Source organism: Roseovarius mucosus DSM 17069, assembly GCF_000768555.3.
Taxonomy (GTDB): Bacteria; Pseudomonadota; Alphaproteobacteria; order Rhodobacterales; family Rhodobacteraceae; genus Roseovarius; species Roseovarius mucosus.
In genome coordinates this window covers 69559-84931 of record NZ_KN293979.1, presented here as the reverse complement: position 1 = coordinate 84931, position 15373 = coordinate 69559, and the positions used below count along the sequence as shown (strand labels likewise).

Sequence of the window (15373 nt, the reverse complement as noted above, 5' to 3'; positions counted from 1 at the left end):
TAATTATTGCTCTTGGATTTGTTCCTGTACCATTATCAGACCCCTCCCTGCTAACGGCGACTTGGTTCGAGCGGTCAATTGCTGTTTTGCCTCTAATGCCGCTTGCAGTCTTGATAGTCTCAGTCGCGAGTAGTCGGAGAATGCCCATAGTTTTTGCGGCAGTCCTTGCCCTGTTGTTTCTAAGCGCGGGCGCGGTTGTAACAATCGCAATGATGGCATTGTCGGGCGGCGGAACAAAGATGGTCGCATTCCACGGAACGGCTTTGACGTTGGCGTGTGTCGCATCCATTTTGTTGATCTCAACCCTTGGGCAAAAAGCTAGGGCGTTTGTATTGGCTGTTTACACGTTCCCTGTACTGGTGGGAGTTTGGTCGCTAGCGATGGTTCCGCTCTCTTACTCAAACGCTATCGAAGTCTCTTCGGGCCGTGCATTCTGCATTGGTGAACACAGTCCTATAGCGAGAGAACTAGGTTCCCTCATTGGGCTGCGTGGCCTGTCATTCTACACAACACGATCAGGTTACAAAATCGGAGACTCTTGGTACTTTCACGGACTGCTTCTCGTTGAAGATGATGGCGATACAAGCGTGTACAACTGGTCGCCTCGCCATATGGAATTTCAGGCAGTCGAACGACCACAGCTACTAATTGCGAGCCCGTTTAAGGCTTGCGCGCCGAGGGGGAAGTTCCTTCAAGAACTCGACGTGTTCTAGCGAACACCGAGAATTTAGCGGACATTGGTTGCTGGCTGCCGAATGTCCTCATCGTCCCGCATCTCAGTAACTCGACCGCGCGACTATAAAGGTCCGCTTTACCATCTCAGAGCGAAGCCTTTATGACTGCGCCGGGCTAAGAGACCCCATCGCATCCCCTACGACAAAACGCCGGTCCATCCCAGCAACCGGGCCGCCCCCCTTTCACCGTACCCAAGATACTCAAATCCCGCCCGGCACACCCCTTGCCATTCCGTGCCAGCACCGCGCGCCCCGGTCACACCCGGCACCCGTCAGGCCCGCCCGCTTCCGCCACCGACGCGATACCGACAGGATACCGACGCGATACAGACACCGGCCAATTTCAGAGCGCGAAAATAATTAATTCAATATTTCAATGACTTATATGAATAAGCAAGGAAAACCGCGACTCACCCGGTTTCGGTTTACCACCCATTAACCACCCGTGCGCTATCCATGGTCTTGCAAGCAGGCGAGGTCACGGATGCCCAAGACTACTCATCCTTCCACTCACCCCCCACTCCCACCCACCACGGAAGATGACCGGGTGTCGTGGCTTCGCCTCTTGCGCTCTCGCCGGGTCGGACCGGCCACCTTTCATCGGCTCCTCAGCGAACACGGCACCGCCCAGGCGGCGCTCAACGCCCTGCCCGAGGTTGCCCGCGCCGCCGGTGTCACCGACTACACCCCCTGCCCTGCAGGCGTCGCCGAGGCCGAATTGCGCGCCGGAAAAACGGCGGGCGCGACCCTGCTCACGCACGCAGATGCCAACTATCCCAAGGCCTTACGCGATCTGCCCGACGCCCCGCCCGTCCTCTGGGTGATGGGCGATATGGCCGTGCTCGACCGGCCCATGATCGCCCTCGTGGGTGCGCGCAACGCCTCGTCGCTCGGAACCCGCATGGCCCGGTCGCTCGCTGCCGACCTCTCGGCGCGCGGCTATCTCATTGTCTCGGGCCTCGCGCGCGGCATCGACACCGCCGCCCATCTCGGCAGTCTCGAGGCGGGAACCATCGCGGTCATGGCGGGCGGGGTCGATGTCATCTACCCGGCCGAAAACACCAAACTCGCGGGCGACATTCTCGCCACCGGCCTGCGCCTCTCGGAACAACCGATCGGCCTCATTCCGCAGGCCCGCCATTTTCCCAGCCGCAATCGGCTGGTCAGTGGACTCGCACAGGCTGTGGTCGTGGTCGAGGCGGCGGCCAAATCCGGATCGCTCATCACCGCCCGCACCGCGCTCGACCAGGGGCGCGAAGTGATGGCCGTCCCCGGCCACCCGATCGATGCCCGCGCCAGCGGCTGCAATATGCTGATCCGCGACGGGGCCACTCTCATCCGCAACGCCGAGGATGTGATCGACGCGCTGCCACAGGTCCCGATCACGAAAACCGCTCCTCAGCCCGATCTGCCGCTGGCGCCCACGCCCACACTCCGCGACATCGCCAGCCTGCATGCGCAGATACTCAACCGTCTCGGGCCCTCTCCTCTGGCCGAGGATCAGCTTATCCGCGATCTGGCCACGCCGGCCCACCGGGTCGCCCCCGCCCTCTTGGATCTGGAGCTCGACGGGCGCATCACGCGGCATCCGGGCGGTCTTCTGGCCCTCGCACGGTAGCCACTACACCACAGAGGGTCATAAGGTCGCGCTCCTGCAACCCTTGCGGCCAGATTGACAATTCCCCTTGCCAGCCCACATGGTGCCCCGCCATAAGCCTCGACCAGAGTCGGAAGGAGTGCCCATGCCCGTTGTCGTTGTCGAATCGCCCGCAAAAGCCAAGACGATCAACAAGTATCTGGGCGACGGTTACACGGTTTTGGCAAGCTATGGCCATGTACGCGACTTGCCCGCCAAAGATGGCTCGGTCGATACCGAAAACGGTTTTGACATGACTTGGGAAGTCGGTCCCGACAGCCGCAAGCATGTCAAGGCCATTGCCGACGCGCTTAAGGATGACAACGCCCTTATCCTCGCCACCGACCCCGACCGCGAAGGCGAGGCAATCAGCTGGCACCTCGAAGAAACCCTGCGCAAACGCAAGGCGATCAACAAGGATACGCCCGTCAGCCGCGTGGTGTTCAACGCCATCACCAAATCCGCCGTAACCGAGGCGATGAAGAATCCCCGTCAGGTCGATGCGCCCTTGGTCGAGGCCTATCTCGCCCGCCGTGCGCTGGATTATCTCGTGGGCTTCAACCTCTCGCCGGTGCTCTGGCGCAAACTGCCCGGCGCGCGTTCTGCGGGGCGTGTGCAATCGGTCTGCCTGCGCCTCATCGTCGAGCGCGAGATGGAGATCGAGGCGTTCACCGCCCGCGAATACTGGTCCGTCAAGGCGCTGCTGACCACGCCACGCGGCCAAGAATATGAGGCGCGGCTTGTCTCGCTCGCCGGCAAGAAGCTCGACAAATTCGATCTGGAGAACGCCACTCAGGCCGAAATGGCGGTGCAAGCCATGACGTCGCGGTCCCTCACCGTCACCTCGGTCGAGGCGAAACCGGCCAGCCGCAACCCCTCCGCCCCCTTCATGACCTCGACGCTGCAACAAGAGGCCAGCCGCAAATTCGGCATGGGCGCCAAGCAGTGCATGTCCGCCGCGCAACGGCTCTACGAGGCGGGATATATCACCTATATGCGCACCGACGGGATCGACATGGCCCCCGAGGCAGTGATGGCCGCCCGCGATGCGATCAAGGACCGCTTCGGCCCGGAATATCTGCCGAAATCGCCCCGCATGTACAAGAATAAGGCCAAGAATGCCCAAGAGGCGCATGAATGTATCCGTCCCACAGACATGACGCGCGACGCAGGCCATATCAAAACCTCTGATGCGGATCAGCGCAAACTCTACGATCTCATCTGGAAGCGCACCCTCGCCTGCCAGATGGAGGCCGCCCGGATGGAGCGCACCACCGTCGAGATCGGCAGCTCTGATGGTCAGGTCGGCCTGCGCGCCACCGGTCAGGTGATGCTGTTCGAGGGCTTTCTCAAAGTTTATGAAGAGGGCCGCGATGATGTGATCAGCGGCGACGACGATGATGGCCGCCTGCCCCAGATCATGCAGGGAGAGCCCGCAGCCTTTGCCAAATCATCGCTTCACGCCGAATTCGCCCGCGCCAGCGACGGGGCCGAGACAACCGCCGCCGTGCTCTCGCCAAACGAAGCCATCCTCGCGCTCCGGCATTTCACCCAGCCCCCGCCCCGCTACACCGAGGCGACGTTGGTCAAGAAGATGGAAGAACTGGGCATTGGCCGCCCCTCGACCTATGCCAGTGTCCTGACCACGATCCAGGACCGCGAATATGTCCGCAAGGAACAAAATCGCCTCTTCCCAGAGGATAAGGGCCGGATCGTCACGGTCTTTCTGATCAACTTCTTCCGTAAATACGTGGGCTACGAGTTCACCGCCAATCTCGAAGAGGATCTGGATCGCGTCAGTGCAGGCGAGGCGGATTACAAGGAAATTCTCGCCCGTTTCTGGCGCGATTTCTCTGCCGCCATTGCCGAAACCTCGGAACTGCGCATCACCGAAGTGCTCGACGTGCTCGACGCGGCCCTCGCGCCCACGCTCTATCCCCCGCGCGAGGATGGCAGCGACCCGCGCCAATGCCCGCTCTGCGGCACCGGTCAATTGCATCTCAAAACTTCCCGTTCGGGCGGGTTTGTCGGCTGCGGCAATTACCCCGAATGCCGTTATACCCGGCCCATTGGTGGCGATGCCGGGGAAAATGGCGATCGTATTCTGGGCGCGGATGACGCGGGCAACGAGATTTCGCTGCGCTCCGGCCGCTTTGGCCCCTATGTCCAGCGCGGCGAAGCGACGGAAGAGAACAAGAAGCCCGACCGCGCCAGCCTACCCAAAGGTTGGACCGCCGAGGCGATGACGCTGGACAAGGCGCTGACCCTGCTCAGCCTGCCGCGCGCGGTCGGTCAACACCCCGAAGGCGGCATGATCTCTGCCAATTTCGGGCGCTTCGGCCCCTATCTCATGCACCAATTGCCGGACGAGGCCAAACCCGTCTACGCCAATCTCAAAGACCCGAATGATGTGTTCGAGATCGGCATGAACCGCGCCGTCGAACTTCTGGCGGCCAAACGCGCCAATCCCGGCGGGCGCGGACGTGCCGCCGCCAAAGCGCTGCGCGATCTGGGCGAACATCCAGAGCATGGCGGCCCCATCCAGATCCTCGAAGGGCGCTATGGACCCTATATCAAATGGGACAAGATCAACGCGACCCTGCCCAAGGGCACCGAACCCGAGGATGTGACCATGGAGATGGCGGTTGAGGCGATTGCCGCCAAGGCCACCAAGCCTGGCAAGGCGCGCAAAACCGCAGCCAAGAAACCCGCTGCCAAGGCCAAGGCCACCACGACCAAGAAGCCTGCCGCGAAAAAGGCACCTGCCAAACGCGCTGCCGCCGGGAAATAACCCGGCGCGCCGCCGCGCCCTACGTAAAGCTCTACGTAGAAATCCCTATTCCGTTGCGATGACCGGCGGCGCGCGTTGACTCGCGCCCGGCTTGCGCCGCATAGGAGGGGCAACCCACTGTCTGGAGGAGGTTCCACATGAACAAGGTTTACGGCTCGGCCGCCGAAGCGCTGGACGGGCTTTTGCGCGACGACATGCTGATTGCGGCGGGCGGCTTTGGCCTCTGCGGCATCCCCGAATTGCTCTTGGCCGCGATCCGCGACTCGGGCGTCAAGGATCTGACTTTCGCGTCCAACAATGCAGGCGTCGATGATTTCGGCATCGGCATCCTGCTGCAAACGCGGCAGGTGCGCAAAATGATGTCCTCTTACGTGGGCGAGAATGCCGAATTCATGCGCCAGTATCTCTCGGGCGAGCTTGAGCTGGAATTCAACCCCCAGGGCACGCTGGCCGAGCGGATGCGCGCAGGCGGCTGCGGCATCCCCGGCTTCTACACCAAGACCGGCGTGGGCACCCAGGTGGCCGAGGGCAAGGAACACAAAGAGTTCAACGGCGAGACCTATATTCTCGAACGCGGCATCTTTGCCGATCTGTCCATCGTCAAGGCATGGAAGGCCGACACCACCGGCAACGCAATTTTCCGCAAGACCGCGCGCAACTTCAACCCGCCCGCCGCCATGTGCGGCAAGGTCTGCGTGATGGAGGTCGAGGAAATCGTCCAACCCGGCGAACTCGACCCCGACTGCATCCACCTGCCCGGCATTTACGTGCATCGCCTTGTGCAGGGCACCCATGAGAAACGTATCGAACAACGCACCGTGAGGGCTGCATAATGGCTTGGGATCGCAATCAGATGGCCGCACGCGCGGCGCTCGAACTTCAGGACGGGACCTATGTGAACCTCGGGATCGGCATCCCGACACTGGTGCCCAATTTCATCCCCGAGGGCGTGCATGTCACGCTGCAATCGGAAAATGGCATGCTGGGCATGGGGCCCTTTCCCATCGCCGGCACCGAGGACCCTGACCTCATCAACGCGGGCAAGCAGACCATCACCGAACTGCCTGACACCTCTTATTTCGACAGCGCCACCTCTTTTGGTATGATCCGGGGCGGCAAGATCGCCATGGCGATCCTTGGGGCGATGGAAGTGGCCGAGAATGGCGATCTCGCCAACTGGATGATCCCCGGCAAGCTGGTCAAGGGCATGGGTGGGGCCATGGATCTGGTCGCGGGCGTGGGCCGCGTGGTCGTTGTCATGGATCACACCAACAAGCATGGTGAATCCAAAGTGCTGAAATACTGCACCCTGCCGCTCACCGGCACGGGCGTGGTCAACCGTATCATCTCGAACCTTGGCGTCCTCGACGTGGTCGAGGGCGGGCTCAAGATTGTTGAACTGGCTGACGGCGTAACCGACGCGGAACTGCGCGCCGCGACTGAGGCGACCATCGTCAACTGATCTGCAAGACCGGAAATCCAGGGGCCGAACACCGCAAGGGTCCGGCCCTTATTTCATCGCGAGATTGAGCGCGCAGGCATCCGTGATCAGCTCTGGCTGCGTCTTGCACAGGCCACGCGCCACCTCATAGGCGGCCAGCACCTTGGGAATGTAATCGCGGGTCTCGGTATAGGGCGGCACGCCGCCATGCTGTTTGACCGCATTCTCGCCTGCGTTGTAACCCGCCAAGGCCAGCAGCACGTCGCCCTTGAACTCCTTCATCAGCCAATCGAGATAGGCCACCCCGCCCCGGATATTCTCGGCTGGTGACAGGCTATCGGTCACACCGAACCGGCGCGCGGTATCCGGCATGAGCTGCATCAGCCCCTGCGCCCCGGCAGAACTGACCGCCGCTGTGCGCCCCGAGGATTCCACCGCGATCACCGCCAAGACTAGAGCGGGCGAAATCTGCGTGCCAATGGTCTGGCTCAGGATATGGCTGCCTTCGGCGCGGGCAATCTCTTGCACCGATTGCAGGCGCGGCGCGCTCACCCCCTTGCCTGCGGGCGGTTTGGCCAGATGTTCCATCGCCGCGCGCAGGCGCAAAGCGCCATCCGTGCCAATATCGGCAGGAACCCTTTCCCAGAACCAGCCATAGGCGGCCTCGCGCGGCGTGACCGGGCCATCTGGTCCCTTTTCCGGCAGCGCTGCGCGCGGCGGCTCTGGCGCTGCGGGCTCGATCTGCACCAGAGGGCCACGCCGCATACCCGGTGCCGGGGCCTTTTCCCGCTTGAACGTGAATTCCTTGAACGGCTGCGGAGCCTGCGCCGCAACCGAACTTGCCCCTGCGAGAATCGCAGCAGAAACCAAAAGGCTTAAAAATTTCATAGCGGGCGCTGCTCTGCCTCTGATTGATTGTCGCCAGTATCGCAAAAATCCGGACTCCACGCCAGCATTGTTCAACATAACATCGCGAACCCCCCACATTTGCGCCACATTTACCGCCTCAAAGCCCTTTTCAGACAATTATTCAGAGTTTCTTTTGTTATCTTTCAGTATCTTAAGATTTTTCGAATGCTTTTTTCAGGCCACTCCAAAAACGATCCAGTCACGCCAAATTCCCGCCCGATTTGACCCGCTATATGGCATCACACCACGACGGCAACGGACCATAAAAAACTGGGGGTCCTAAACCGAAGCGGGTGTAACAACACAAGCAACTGATCCTTTGGAGGGACCAAACCATGATCAAATTCATCAAGAACTTCTCGAAAGACGAAGACGGCGCAGTGACGGTTGACTGGGTCGTGCTGACCGCAGCAGTCGTTGGCCTCGGCATCGCCGGCGTGTCCACCGTGAGCACCGGCATTGAAAACCTCGCCACCACCATCGGCACCGAAGTGGGCGGCTCGGCGGTTGTCGACCTCGGCACCCTCGGCCAATAAGCGCCTGACGGCCCGGGCCTGAACCGGGCAATCACATAGAAATGGCCACGGATAGCTCCTATCCGTGGCCATTTTCTTTCGTGTCACGGCCACATCTCGCGGGGCTGAAAGGCGCTATATCGCCGCCCCTTGTCCCTGATTTTGACACAATGGCGCGATATCATCAGGTTTGATCACCGGTCCCCTGTCGGACCTCCTCTTGCGAAGAAAGGGAAACCCCATGCGAGCAGTTTTCGGATTGGTGCTGATCGTGGGCCTCGGGCTCGCGGGATTTGCGGTTTACATGGCCAAAAACTACATTGACGGTTATCAGCGCCAACTGGCGGCAGAGCGTCAACAACGCGCGCCCGTCATCGAAACCGTTGACATCTATGTTGCAACCCGCGCCTTGCAATATGGCGAAGCGATTGACAAAGACGCGGTGCGCCTCACGGCCTTCCCCAAAACATCCCTGCCCGAAGGCGTGTTCAAATCGAAAGAAGAGCTGTTTCCCAAGGGTGAGGTCGTCGCGCGCCGCGCCCTGCGCCGGATGGAGATGAACGAGCCCATTTTGGCTGTCAAGGTCACGGAACCGGGGGCCGAAGTGGGCATCACATCGCAACTCGAACGCGGCATGCGTGCCTTTGCCATCAAGGTCGATGTGACCAGCGGCGTTTCGGGCTTTCTTCGGCCCGGTGATACCATCGACATTTATTGGACCGGCAACGTCGGTGAGGGCAATATGCGGACCGAAGGTAATTCCATTGGCGAAGTCACCAAACTGATTGAAAACGGGGTCAAACTCATCGCCGTGGATCAGGTGGCCGACATGGATACCTCCGAGACGGTCATCGCCCGCACGGTGACGGTCGCGGTCAAACCGCAACAGGTGGCGGCCCTTGCTCAGGCACAATCGACCGGGCGTCTGTCGCTGTCGCTTGTGGGCGCGCTTGACGATACGGTGGCCGAGGTGATCGAAGTGGATCAACACAGGCTGCTTGGCATCACCGCCGAGGCCGTGGTCGAACAGGCCCCTTTGCCCGAGACCTGCACCATCCGCACCCGGCGCGGGGCAGAGGTGATCGAAACCCCGATCCCCTGCACCAACTGACCCGCCGCACCACATTCTAAAAGGGCACCCGGTCACGGGTGCCTTTTGCATATTTTGGAATTTGGTCACACTCTCAAGAAAAATGAGCAAAAATGCATTGATTCTTGAAAAAAATCCCGAACTGCCCCAGAGTAACCGAAATGCGGGCGCTAAGACCCGAAAAATGAGGCGTGATCGGAAAGGCAGGTCACATGAAATTGCGTAGACATATTTGCGCGGCCCTATTGGGGGTTGCGCTTGTTGCGGGGCATGCGCCGCAACCTGCACAGGCGGAAAACATCCGCGTGGTGCGCAATGGCACCTCGAGCGCCCTCAGCGTTGCCATGAACCGCGCCGTGGTAGTCGAGAGCGACCAGCCCTTCGCGGAACTCAGCATCGCCAACCCGGCGATCGCCGATTTCTCCACCCTGTCGGATCGCACGATCTATGTGCTGGGCAAGACACCGGGGCGCACCACGCTCAGCCTCTTTGACGGCGTGGGCCAACTCATCACGAATATCGACGTGCATGTCAGCACCGATATCGAAGAGTTCAAGGAACGGCTGAAGCAGATTCTGCCGGGCGAACCCATCGAAGTGCGCAGCGCCAACGACGGGATCGTCATTTCCGGCACCGTGTCCAGCACCTCGCGCATGCAGCGCGCCCTTGATCTGGCCGAGCGCTATGCGCCCGAACGCGTGTCAAACCTGATGTCGGTCTCTGGCAAGCAGCAGGTCATGCTCAAGGTCCGCTTCGCCGAAATGCAGCGCAGCGTGTCCAAGGCGCTCTCGTCCTCGCTCTCTATTGACGCGCGCGGGGCCAACAAAGTGGGCATTATCGGCGGCACCAACACCACCAATACCCAAGGCGGCGTTTTGGGCACATTGGCCGGGGCCATTCCTGGCGCAAATGAAAACAACGCGGCCTTCGCCTTCGGCTTTGACGTGGGCTCGGTCGAGGTGGGCATCCTGCTCGAAGCGCTCGAAACCAAGGGCGTCGTGCGCACCCTGGCAGAGCCGAACCTGACCGCACTTTCAGGCCAAGAGGCCAAGTTCCTCGCAGGTGGCGAATTTCCCGTGCCCGTGGCGCAGGACAACAATACCACCTCCATCGAATTCAAACCTTTCGGGGTCGAACTGAACTTCGTGCCGCGCGTCGTCGACGATGGCATCATCAACCTTGAAATGGCCGCGGCCGTTTCTTCCATCGACACGGCCAATGCCTTGGTTTCAAACGGGTTTTCAATCCCCGCCTTCCGCCGCCGCGACACCTCAACCACCGTGGCCCTACGCGATGGAGAGAGTTTCGCCATCGCCGGCCTGCTTCAGGATGATTTCCGCGACAATGCCGGTCAGGTGCCATGGCTGGGCGATGTACCGGTTCTGGGTGCCCTCTTCCGAAGCGCCGATTACCAGCGTTCGCAAACCGAACTGGTGATTATCATCTCGGCACATCTCGTGTCCCCCTCCCGTGGCGAGGCGCTGGCCCTGCCCACGGATCGTGTCAAACTGCCCTCGGAAAAGGATCTTTTCCTTAATGGCCGTGTTGCAAGAGGCGTCAGTGACAAGGGGGCCGTGGGCGAGGTGGCCAAGCAGGATTTCACCGGCTCCTATGGCTATGTGATGGATTGAGCGGGGGAAACGGGCCATGAAACACGCTTTCGCAATCGTCGGCCTGATCGCCGCCACCGCCTGCACCTCGCAGGACGCCGTCTACCGCTCCTATTTCGGTGAGGTCGGCGCGCATGTGGACAACGGCCATTTCGGCGAGGCGGTGATGAACAACCACCTCGTGATGACCGGCGAGCGCAGCTATACCTTCGACCTCGCCAATCGCTTTGCCAGCGAGGTGATGAGCACCGTCAACTTCGCCTTCAACTCGGCCGAGCTGGATGCAGGTGCACGCGACACCCTGCGCGAACAGGCCCGATGGATACGTCAATTCCCCGAAGTGCGCTTTCGCGTCTATGGCCATACCGATGCGGTTGGCTCCGACAGCTATAACAAGACCCTCGGCATGCGCCGCGCTCAGGCCGTGGTCGCCTTCCTCACCAGCCAGGGCATAAGCCGCTCGCGGCTTGAGGCGGTTGCCTCCTTCGGCGAAACCCAACCGCTGATCGTGACCCAAGGCCGCGAGCGCCGCAACCGGCGCACCGTGACCGAAGTGTCGGGCTTCGTGCAGTCCCATCCGATCATCATGGATGGCAAATACGCCGAGGTCGTCTACCGCGAATACATCAACAGCGCTGCGCCACGATCGACCCTGTTGATGGTCGAATCCTCCGCCGGCGCGGACGACTCTGGCGGATAACGCCAAGAACCGTTTCTCCCTGTTCGGCTCTGTCCGGACCACCTCGAACCCGCCCCCACTTGGGCGGGTTTTTGTCTCTCAAGACCGCACAATTACGATCTTTTGGCCCAAATGTCGCCAATATTCCCGCGCATCTTGCACCAGAGCCAAAGGTTTCCGTCGCATGCGGTGCCGGGTTGGATGGCCAGATTTCCATGTCCAGCCCGCGTATTGGCGAATACCGCCGGAACGACGGCAAGAACAGGACCGAGAGAATGACGAGTAGTGTAGCGAAACAGCCTGATCCCATCCCGATCGTCGCCTGTACCATCAGTCGCGACGTGCAGAACTTTGACCTGCTGATCGAGGACATGGAAGCCGCCCTGGGCGAATCCTGGGGCGATCTGGGCTTCGCCGAAGCGCTGGCCTTTTTCAACCAGCCCGAGGCCAACTCCTTGGAATTCGTGGCAGTTGCCATCGACGAAGCCGACGAAGACGATCTTGTCATGCTGGGCGAAATCATCTCACTGGCCAACAAGAAAGGCATCAAGGTTATTCTCATCGCCGAGGATGTCAGCCCAGCCGCCCTGCACCAATTGCTGCGTCAGGGTGCCGATGAATTCGTCCCCTACCCCCTGCCCGAGGGCGAGCTTCAGGCCGCAATCGACCGCCTGCGCCATGCGCCCCCGCCCGCGCATGCCGCCCCGGCTGCTGCAAATACCCATCCTGCCCTTGCCAATCCGACGGCTGGGGACGGGGTGATTCTTGCTGTGCAAAGCCTCGCGGGTGGCACCGGAGCCACCACCCTCGCAGTCAACCTCGCGTGGGAGCTGGCCAATGTTGACAAGGCCAGCCCGCCGCGCGTCTGCCTGCTGGATTTCGGACTGCAATTCGGCTCGGTCGCGACCTATCTCGACTTGCCGCGCCGCGATGTCGTGTTCGAGATGTGGTCCGATACCGAGGTGCTCGATGATGACATATTCCGCCAGGCCCTTGTTGCCTTCGAGGACAAACTCTGGGTGCTGACCGCCCCCGCCGATGTGCTCCCACTCGACATGATTTCTTCCGAGGATGTGAACAAGTTGCTCGGCCTTGCGCGCAAACATTTCGACTACGTCGTGATCGACATGCCCGGCTCGTTGGTCCAATGGACCGAAGCGGTGCTGCACGCCTCCCAGATATACTTTGCCACGCTCGATCTTGACATGCGCTCGGCCCAGAATGCGCTGCGGCTCAAACGGGCCATGCAGTCCGAAGATCTGCCAGTGGACAAACTACGCTATTGCCTTAACCGGTCGCCGAAATTCACCGACCTGAACGGCAAGAGCCGCGTTAAACGCATGGCCGAGAGCTTGGAAATCCGCATCGAACTTCTCTTGCCGGATGGCGGGCGGGCGGTCTGCCAGAGCTCGGATCATGGCCTGCCGCTGGCCTCCAGTTCCGCCAAGAATCCGCTGCGCCGCGAAATCGCCAAATTGGCCAGCTCCTTGCATGCTCTTGGCAAGAGCGACGCCGAAGCCGCCTAACCAGAGGTAGGACCAGATGTTCTCTCGTTACAAGAAATCCGCCAACGACCGGACCGCTCCAAAAGCCTCCGCAGCGCCCATGCCTCTCCCTCGGACCGCCCCGGTCGAGGCCGCCGCCCTCCCCTCCTTCCGCAAACCCGCGCAACAGGTTGCGGCAGTGCCTGTGGGCATGGACAAAGAACGCAAGCGCAAAGAACGGATCAGCGAGATCAAGATCGAATTGCACCGCGCAATGCTCGATCACCTCAATCTGGCCGCGCTCGATACGGCCACCGAATCCGACCTGCGGGCCGAAATCAGCTCTATTGCCGGCGAGATTCTCGAAGAAAAAGGCATCGTCCTCAACCGCGAGGACCGCACGCAACTCACCCAGGAACTCTATGACGAGGTCAAGGGCCTCGGTCCGCTTGAAACCCTTCTCAAGGATGACACGGTCAACGATATTCTCGTCAATGGCCCGCACCAGATCTTTATCGAACGCGCGGGCAAGCTCGAACTCAGCGACGTCACCTTCAAGGATGAAAAGCATCTCCTGCGTATCATCGACAAGATCGTGTCGGCGGTGGGTCGGCGCGTGGACGAATCCAACCCCTATGTCGACGCCCGCCTTGCCGATGGCTCGCGCTTCAATGCCATGGTGCCCCCCGTCGCGGTGGATGGCAGCCTGGTTTCCATCCGGAAATTCAAGAAGGACAAGCTGGGCATCGACGATCTGGTGAAATTCGGGGCCTTTTCCGAGGAAATGGCCGCCTATCTTCAGGCCGCCGTCGCCACCCGCCTCAACGTCATCGTCTCGGGGGGCACCGGCTCGGGCAAAACCACCACGCTCAACGCACTTTCCTCCTTCATCGACAATGCAGAGCGGATCCTCACCATCGAGGACACTGCCGAATTGCAACTACAACAGATCCACGTGGGCCGGATGGAAAGCCGCCCGCCCAACGTCGAAGGCAAGGGCGAGGTGTCTCCCCGCGACTGTCTCAAGAACGCGCTGCGGATGCGCCCCGACCGCATCATCGTCGGCGAAACGCGGGGTGAAGAGGTGATCGACATGCTTCAGGCCATGAACACCGGCCATGACGGCTCGATGACCACGATCCACGCCAACAACCCGCGCGATGGCATCTCGCGCCTCGAGAACATGGTCGCCATGGCCGGCATTGAAATGCCGCTCAAGGCCGTGCGCAGCCAGATCTCCAGCGCTGTCAATCTCATCGTGCAGGCCAGCCGCCTTCAGGACGGCTCGCGCCGCATGACCTCGATCACCGAGATCACCGGCATGGAAGGCGATGTCATCTCGATGCAGGAGATCTTCCGCTTTCAGCGCGTGGGCCTGACCCCCGACAACAAGATCATCGGCCATTTCACCGCCACCGGGGTCCGCTCGCACTATTCCGAACGCTTCCGTCTCTGGGGCTATGATCTGCCCGCCCATATCTACGAACCCATCGCAGCGGAGTAACGCAGATGACCCTCAGTGCCGAACCTATCATTTATGCGTTGATCTTCGTCGGCGTGCTCGTTCTGGTCGAGGGGATTTATCTCACCGTGTTCGGGCGCTCGATCAGCCTCAATAACCGGGTCAACCGGCGGCTCGAAATGCTCGACAAATCGGGCAACCGCGAAGAGGTGATGGAAAAGCTGCGCAAGGAAATGCAGCAGCACCTCAAGGCGCGTAAACTGCCGCTCTATTCCATCCTTTCGGACAAGGCGCAAAAGGCCGCCATCGCCTTTACCCCCCGGCAGTTGATCATGCTGATGGGCGGTCTCAGCGTTCTGGCCTTTATCGGCCTCTCGGTCGGCACCGATACCGCCGCCCCGGTGCGCGCGATTGCCTCTGTCGGGATCGGCGTGGGCGGCATCTTTACCTGGATCAGCATGAAGGCGGCCAAGCGCATGGCGCTACTCGAGGAACAATTGCCCGACGCCATCGAACTCATGGTTCGATCCCTCCGGGTCGGCCATCCGTTTTCCTCGGCCATCGGCATTGTCGCGACAGAGGTCGGCGATCCGCTCGCCACCGAATTCGGCATCATCGCGGACGAGGCCGCCTATGGCCGCGACATGGGCGAGGCGCTCAAGGAAATGGCCGAACGGCTCGACATGCAGGATTTGCGCTTTCTCGCCGTGGCCGTGACCATCCAGCAGCAATCGGGCGGCAACCTCGCGGAAATTCTCGCCGGTCTGGCCAAGGTGATCCGCGCCCGCTTTCGCCTCTTCCGCCGGGTCAAGGCCATCACCGCCGAGGCAAAATGGTCCGGCAAATTCCTCTCCGGCTTTCCCATTCTCGCGCTGATCGGCATTCAGTTGATCAAGCCCGACTATTACGACGAAGCGATGGAGCACCCCTTCTTTATCCCCGCCGTTCTGGTCGTCGGTGTCTTTCTGGTGATGAACCTGATCGTCATGCGCGCCCTCGTGAACATCAAGGTCTGAGGAACG

General features: G+C 60.9%; 12 protein-coding genes. 11 read left to right on the top strand and 1 reads right to left on the bottom strand.

Going from position 1 to position 15373, the window contains the following annotated elements:
• The first annotated feature begins 1218 nt into the window (after window positions 1-1218).
• The 4 genes from dprA to ROSMUC_RS09385 all read left to right on the top strand — a co-directional run bounded on the left by dprA (window position 1219) and on the right by ROSMUC_RS09385 (window position 6623).
• Complete coding sequence (gene dprA / locus ROSMUC_RS09400) at window positions 1219-2352, top strand: DNA-processing protein DprA (RefSeq protein ID WP_075571722.1); 1134 nt, start codon at window positions 1219-1221, stop codon at window positions 2350-2352.
• A 124-nt stretch (window positions 2353-2476) separates the two neighbouring features.
• Window positions 2477-5161 (top strand): type I DNA topoisomerase, encoded by a 2685-nt coding sequence (topA, locus tag ROSMUC_RS09395; protein ID WP_037272240.1) that lies wholly within the window; start codon window positions 2477-2479, stop codon window positions 5159-5161.
• A gap of 137 nt (window positions 5162-5298) precedes the next feature.
• Entirely contained in the window at window positions 5299-5994 is a 696-nt protein-coding gene (locus ROSMUC_RS09390; protein WP_037272239.1) for a CoA transferase subunit A, read from the top strand.
• Window positions 5994-6623, top strand: coding sequence for a 3-oxoacid CoA-transferase subunit B (locus ROSMUC_RS09385; RefSeq protein ID WP_037272237.1), 630 nt, complete (start codon window positions 5994-5996; stop codon window positions 6621-6623). The genes ROSMUC_RS09390 and ROSMUC_RS09385 overlap by 1 nt, the downstream gene beginning before the upstream one ends.
• Before the next feature lie 48 nt (window positions 6624-6671).
• Here ROSMUC_RS09385 and ROSMUC_RS09380 read toward each other — a convergent pair whose 3' ends face one another.
• Entirely contained in the window at window positions 6672-7490 is an 819-nt protein-coding gene (locus ROSMUC_RS09380) for a lytic transglycosylase domain-containing protein (RefSeq protein WP_037272235.1), read from the bottom strand.
• Window positions 7491-7846: 356 nt separating this feature from the next.
• Here ROSMUC_RS09380 and ROSMUC_RS09375 point away from each other — a divergent pair, with 356 nt between their 5' ends.
• The 7 genes from ROSMUC_RS09375 (at window position 7847) to ROSMUC_RS09345 (ending at window position 15367) form a co-directional block, all read left to right on the top strand.
• Entirely contained in the window at window positions 7847-8047 is a 201-nt protein-coding gene (locus ROSMUC_RS09375) for a Flp family type IVb pilin (RefSeq protein WP_037272232.1), read from the top strand.
• Between the two features lie 220 nt (window positions 8048-8267).
• Window positions 8268-9137: a Flp pilus assembly protein CpaB gene (cpaB, locus tag ROSMUC_RS09370; RefSeq protein ID WP_037272230.1), complete on the top strand. Its 870-nt coding sequence runs from the start codon at window positions 8268-8270 to the stop codon at window positions 9135-9137.
• Between the two features lie 191 nt (window positions 9138-9328).
• Window positions 9329-10747 (top strand): type II and III secretion system protein family protein, encoded by a 1419-nt coding sequence (locus ROSMUC_RS09365; RefSeq protein WP_037272227.1) that lies wholly within the window; start codon window positions 9329-9331, stop codon window positions 10745-10747.
• Between the two features lie 16 nt (window positions 10748-10763).
• Entirely contained in the window at window positions 10764-11426 is a 663-nt protein-coding gene (locus ROSMUC_RS09360) for an OmpA family protein (protein ID WP_037272224.1), read from the top strand.
• A gap of 254 nt (window positions 11427-11680) precedes the next feature.
• Window positions 11681-12931: a CpaE/TadZ family protein gene (locus tag ROSMUC_RS09355; protein ID WP_052115318.1), complete on the top strand. Its 1251-nt coding sequence runs from the start codon at window positions 11681-11683 to the stop codon at window positions 12929-12931.
• A 16-nt stretch (window positions 12932-12947) separates the two neighbouring features.
• Entirely contained in the window at window positions 12948-14393 is a 1446-nt protein-coding gene (locus ROSMUC_RS09350) for a TadA family conjugal transfer-associated ATPase (RefSeq protein WP_037272221.1), read from the top strand.
• A 5-nt stretch (window positions 14394-14398) separates the two neighbouring features.
• Entirely contained in the window at window positions 14399-15367 is a 969-nt protein-coding gene (locus ROSMUC_RS09345) for a type II secretion system F family protein (RefSeq protein WP_037272218.1), read from the top strand.
• Window positions 15368-15373: the final 6 nt, after the last annotated feature.

Bases quoted from the DNA above. Each gene is read 5' to 3' on its own strand.
- topA (WP_037272240.1), top strand. From the start codon at position 2,477: ATGCCCGTTGTCGTTGTCGAATCGCCCGCAAAAGCCAAGACGATCAAC.
- ROSMUC_RS09345 (WP_037272218.1), top strand. From the start codon at position 14,399: ATGACCCTCAGTGCCGAACCTATCATTTATGCGTTGATCTTCGTCGGC.
- cpaB (WP_037272230.1), top strand. From the start codon at position 8,268: ATGCGAGCAGTTTTCGGATTGGTGCTGATCGTGGGCCTCGGGCTCGCG.
- ROSMUC_RS09360 (WP_037272224.1), top strand. From the start codon at position 10,764: ATGAAACACGCTTTCGCAATCGTCGGCCTGATCGCCGCCACCGCCTGC.
- dprA (WP_075571722.1), top strand. From the start codon at position 1,219: ATGCCCAAGACTACTCATCCTTCCACTCACCCCCCACTCCCACCCACC.
- ROSMUC_RS09375 (WP_037272232.1), top strand. From the start codon at position 7,847: ATGATCAAATTCATCAAGAACTTCTCGAAAGACGAAGACGGCGCAGTG.
- ROSMUC_RS09350 (WP_037272221.1), top strand. From the start codon at position 12,948: ATGTTCTCTCGTTACAAGAAATCCGCCAACGACCGGACCGCTCCAAAA.
- ROSMUC_RS09355 (WP_052115318.1), top strand. From the start codon at position 11,681: ATGACGAGTAGTGTAGCGAAACAGCCTGATCCCATCCCGATCGTCGCC.
- ROSMUC_RS09365 (WP_037272227.1), top strand. From the start codon at position 9,329: ATGAAATTGCGTAGACATATTTGCGCGGCCCTATTGGGGGTTGCGCTT.
- ROSMUC_RS09385 (WP_037272237.1), top strand. From the start codon at position 5,994: ATGGCTTGGGATCGCAATCAGATGGCCGCACGCGCGGCGCTCGAACTT.
- ROSMUC_RS09380 (WP_037272235.1), bottom strand. From the start codon at position 7,490: ATGAAATTTTTAAGCCTTTTGGTTTCTGCTGCGATTCTCGCAGGGGCA.
- ROSMUC_RS09390 (WP_037272239.1), top strand. From the start codon at position 5,299: ATGAACAAGGTTTACGGCTCGGCCGCCGAAGCGCTGGACGGGCTTTTG.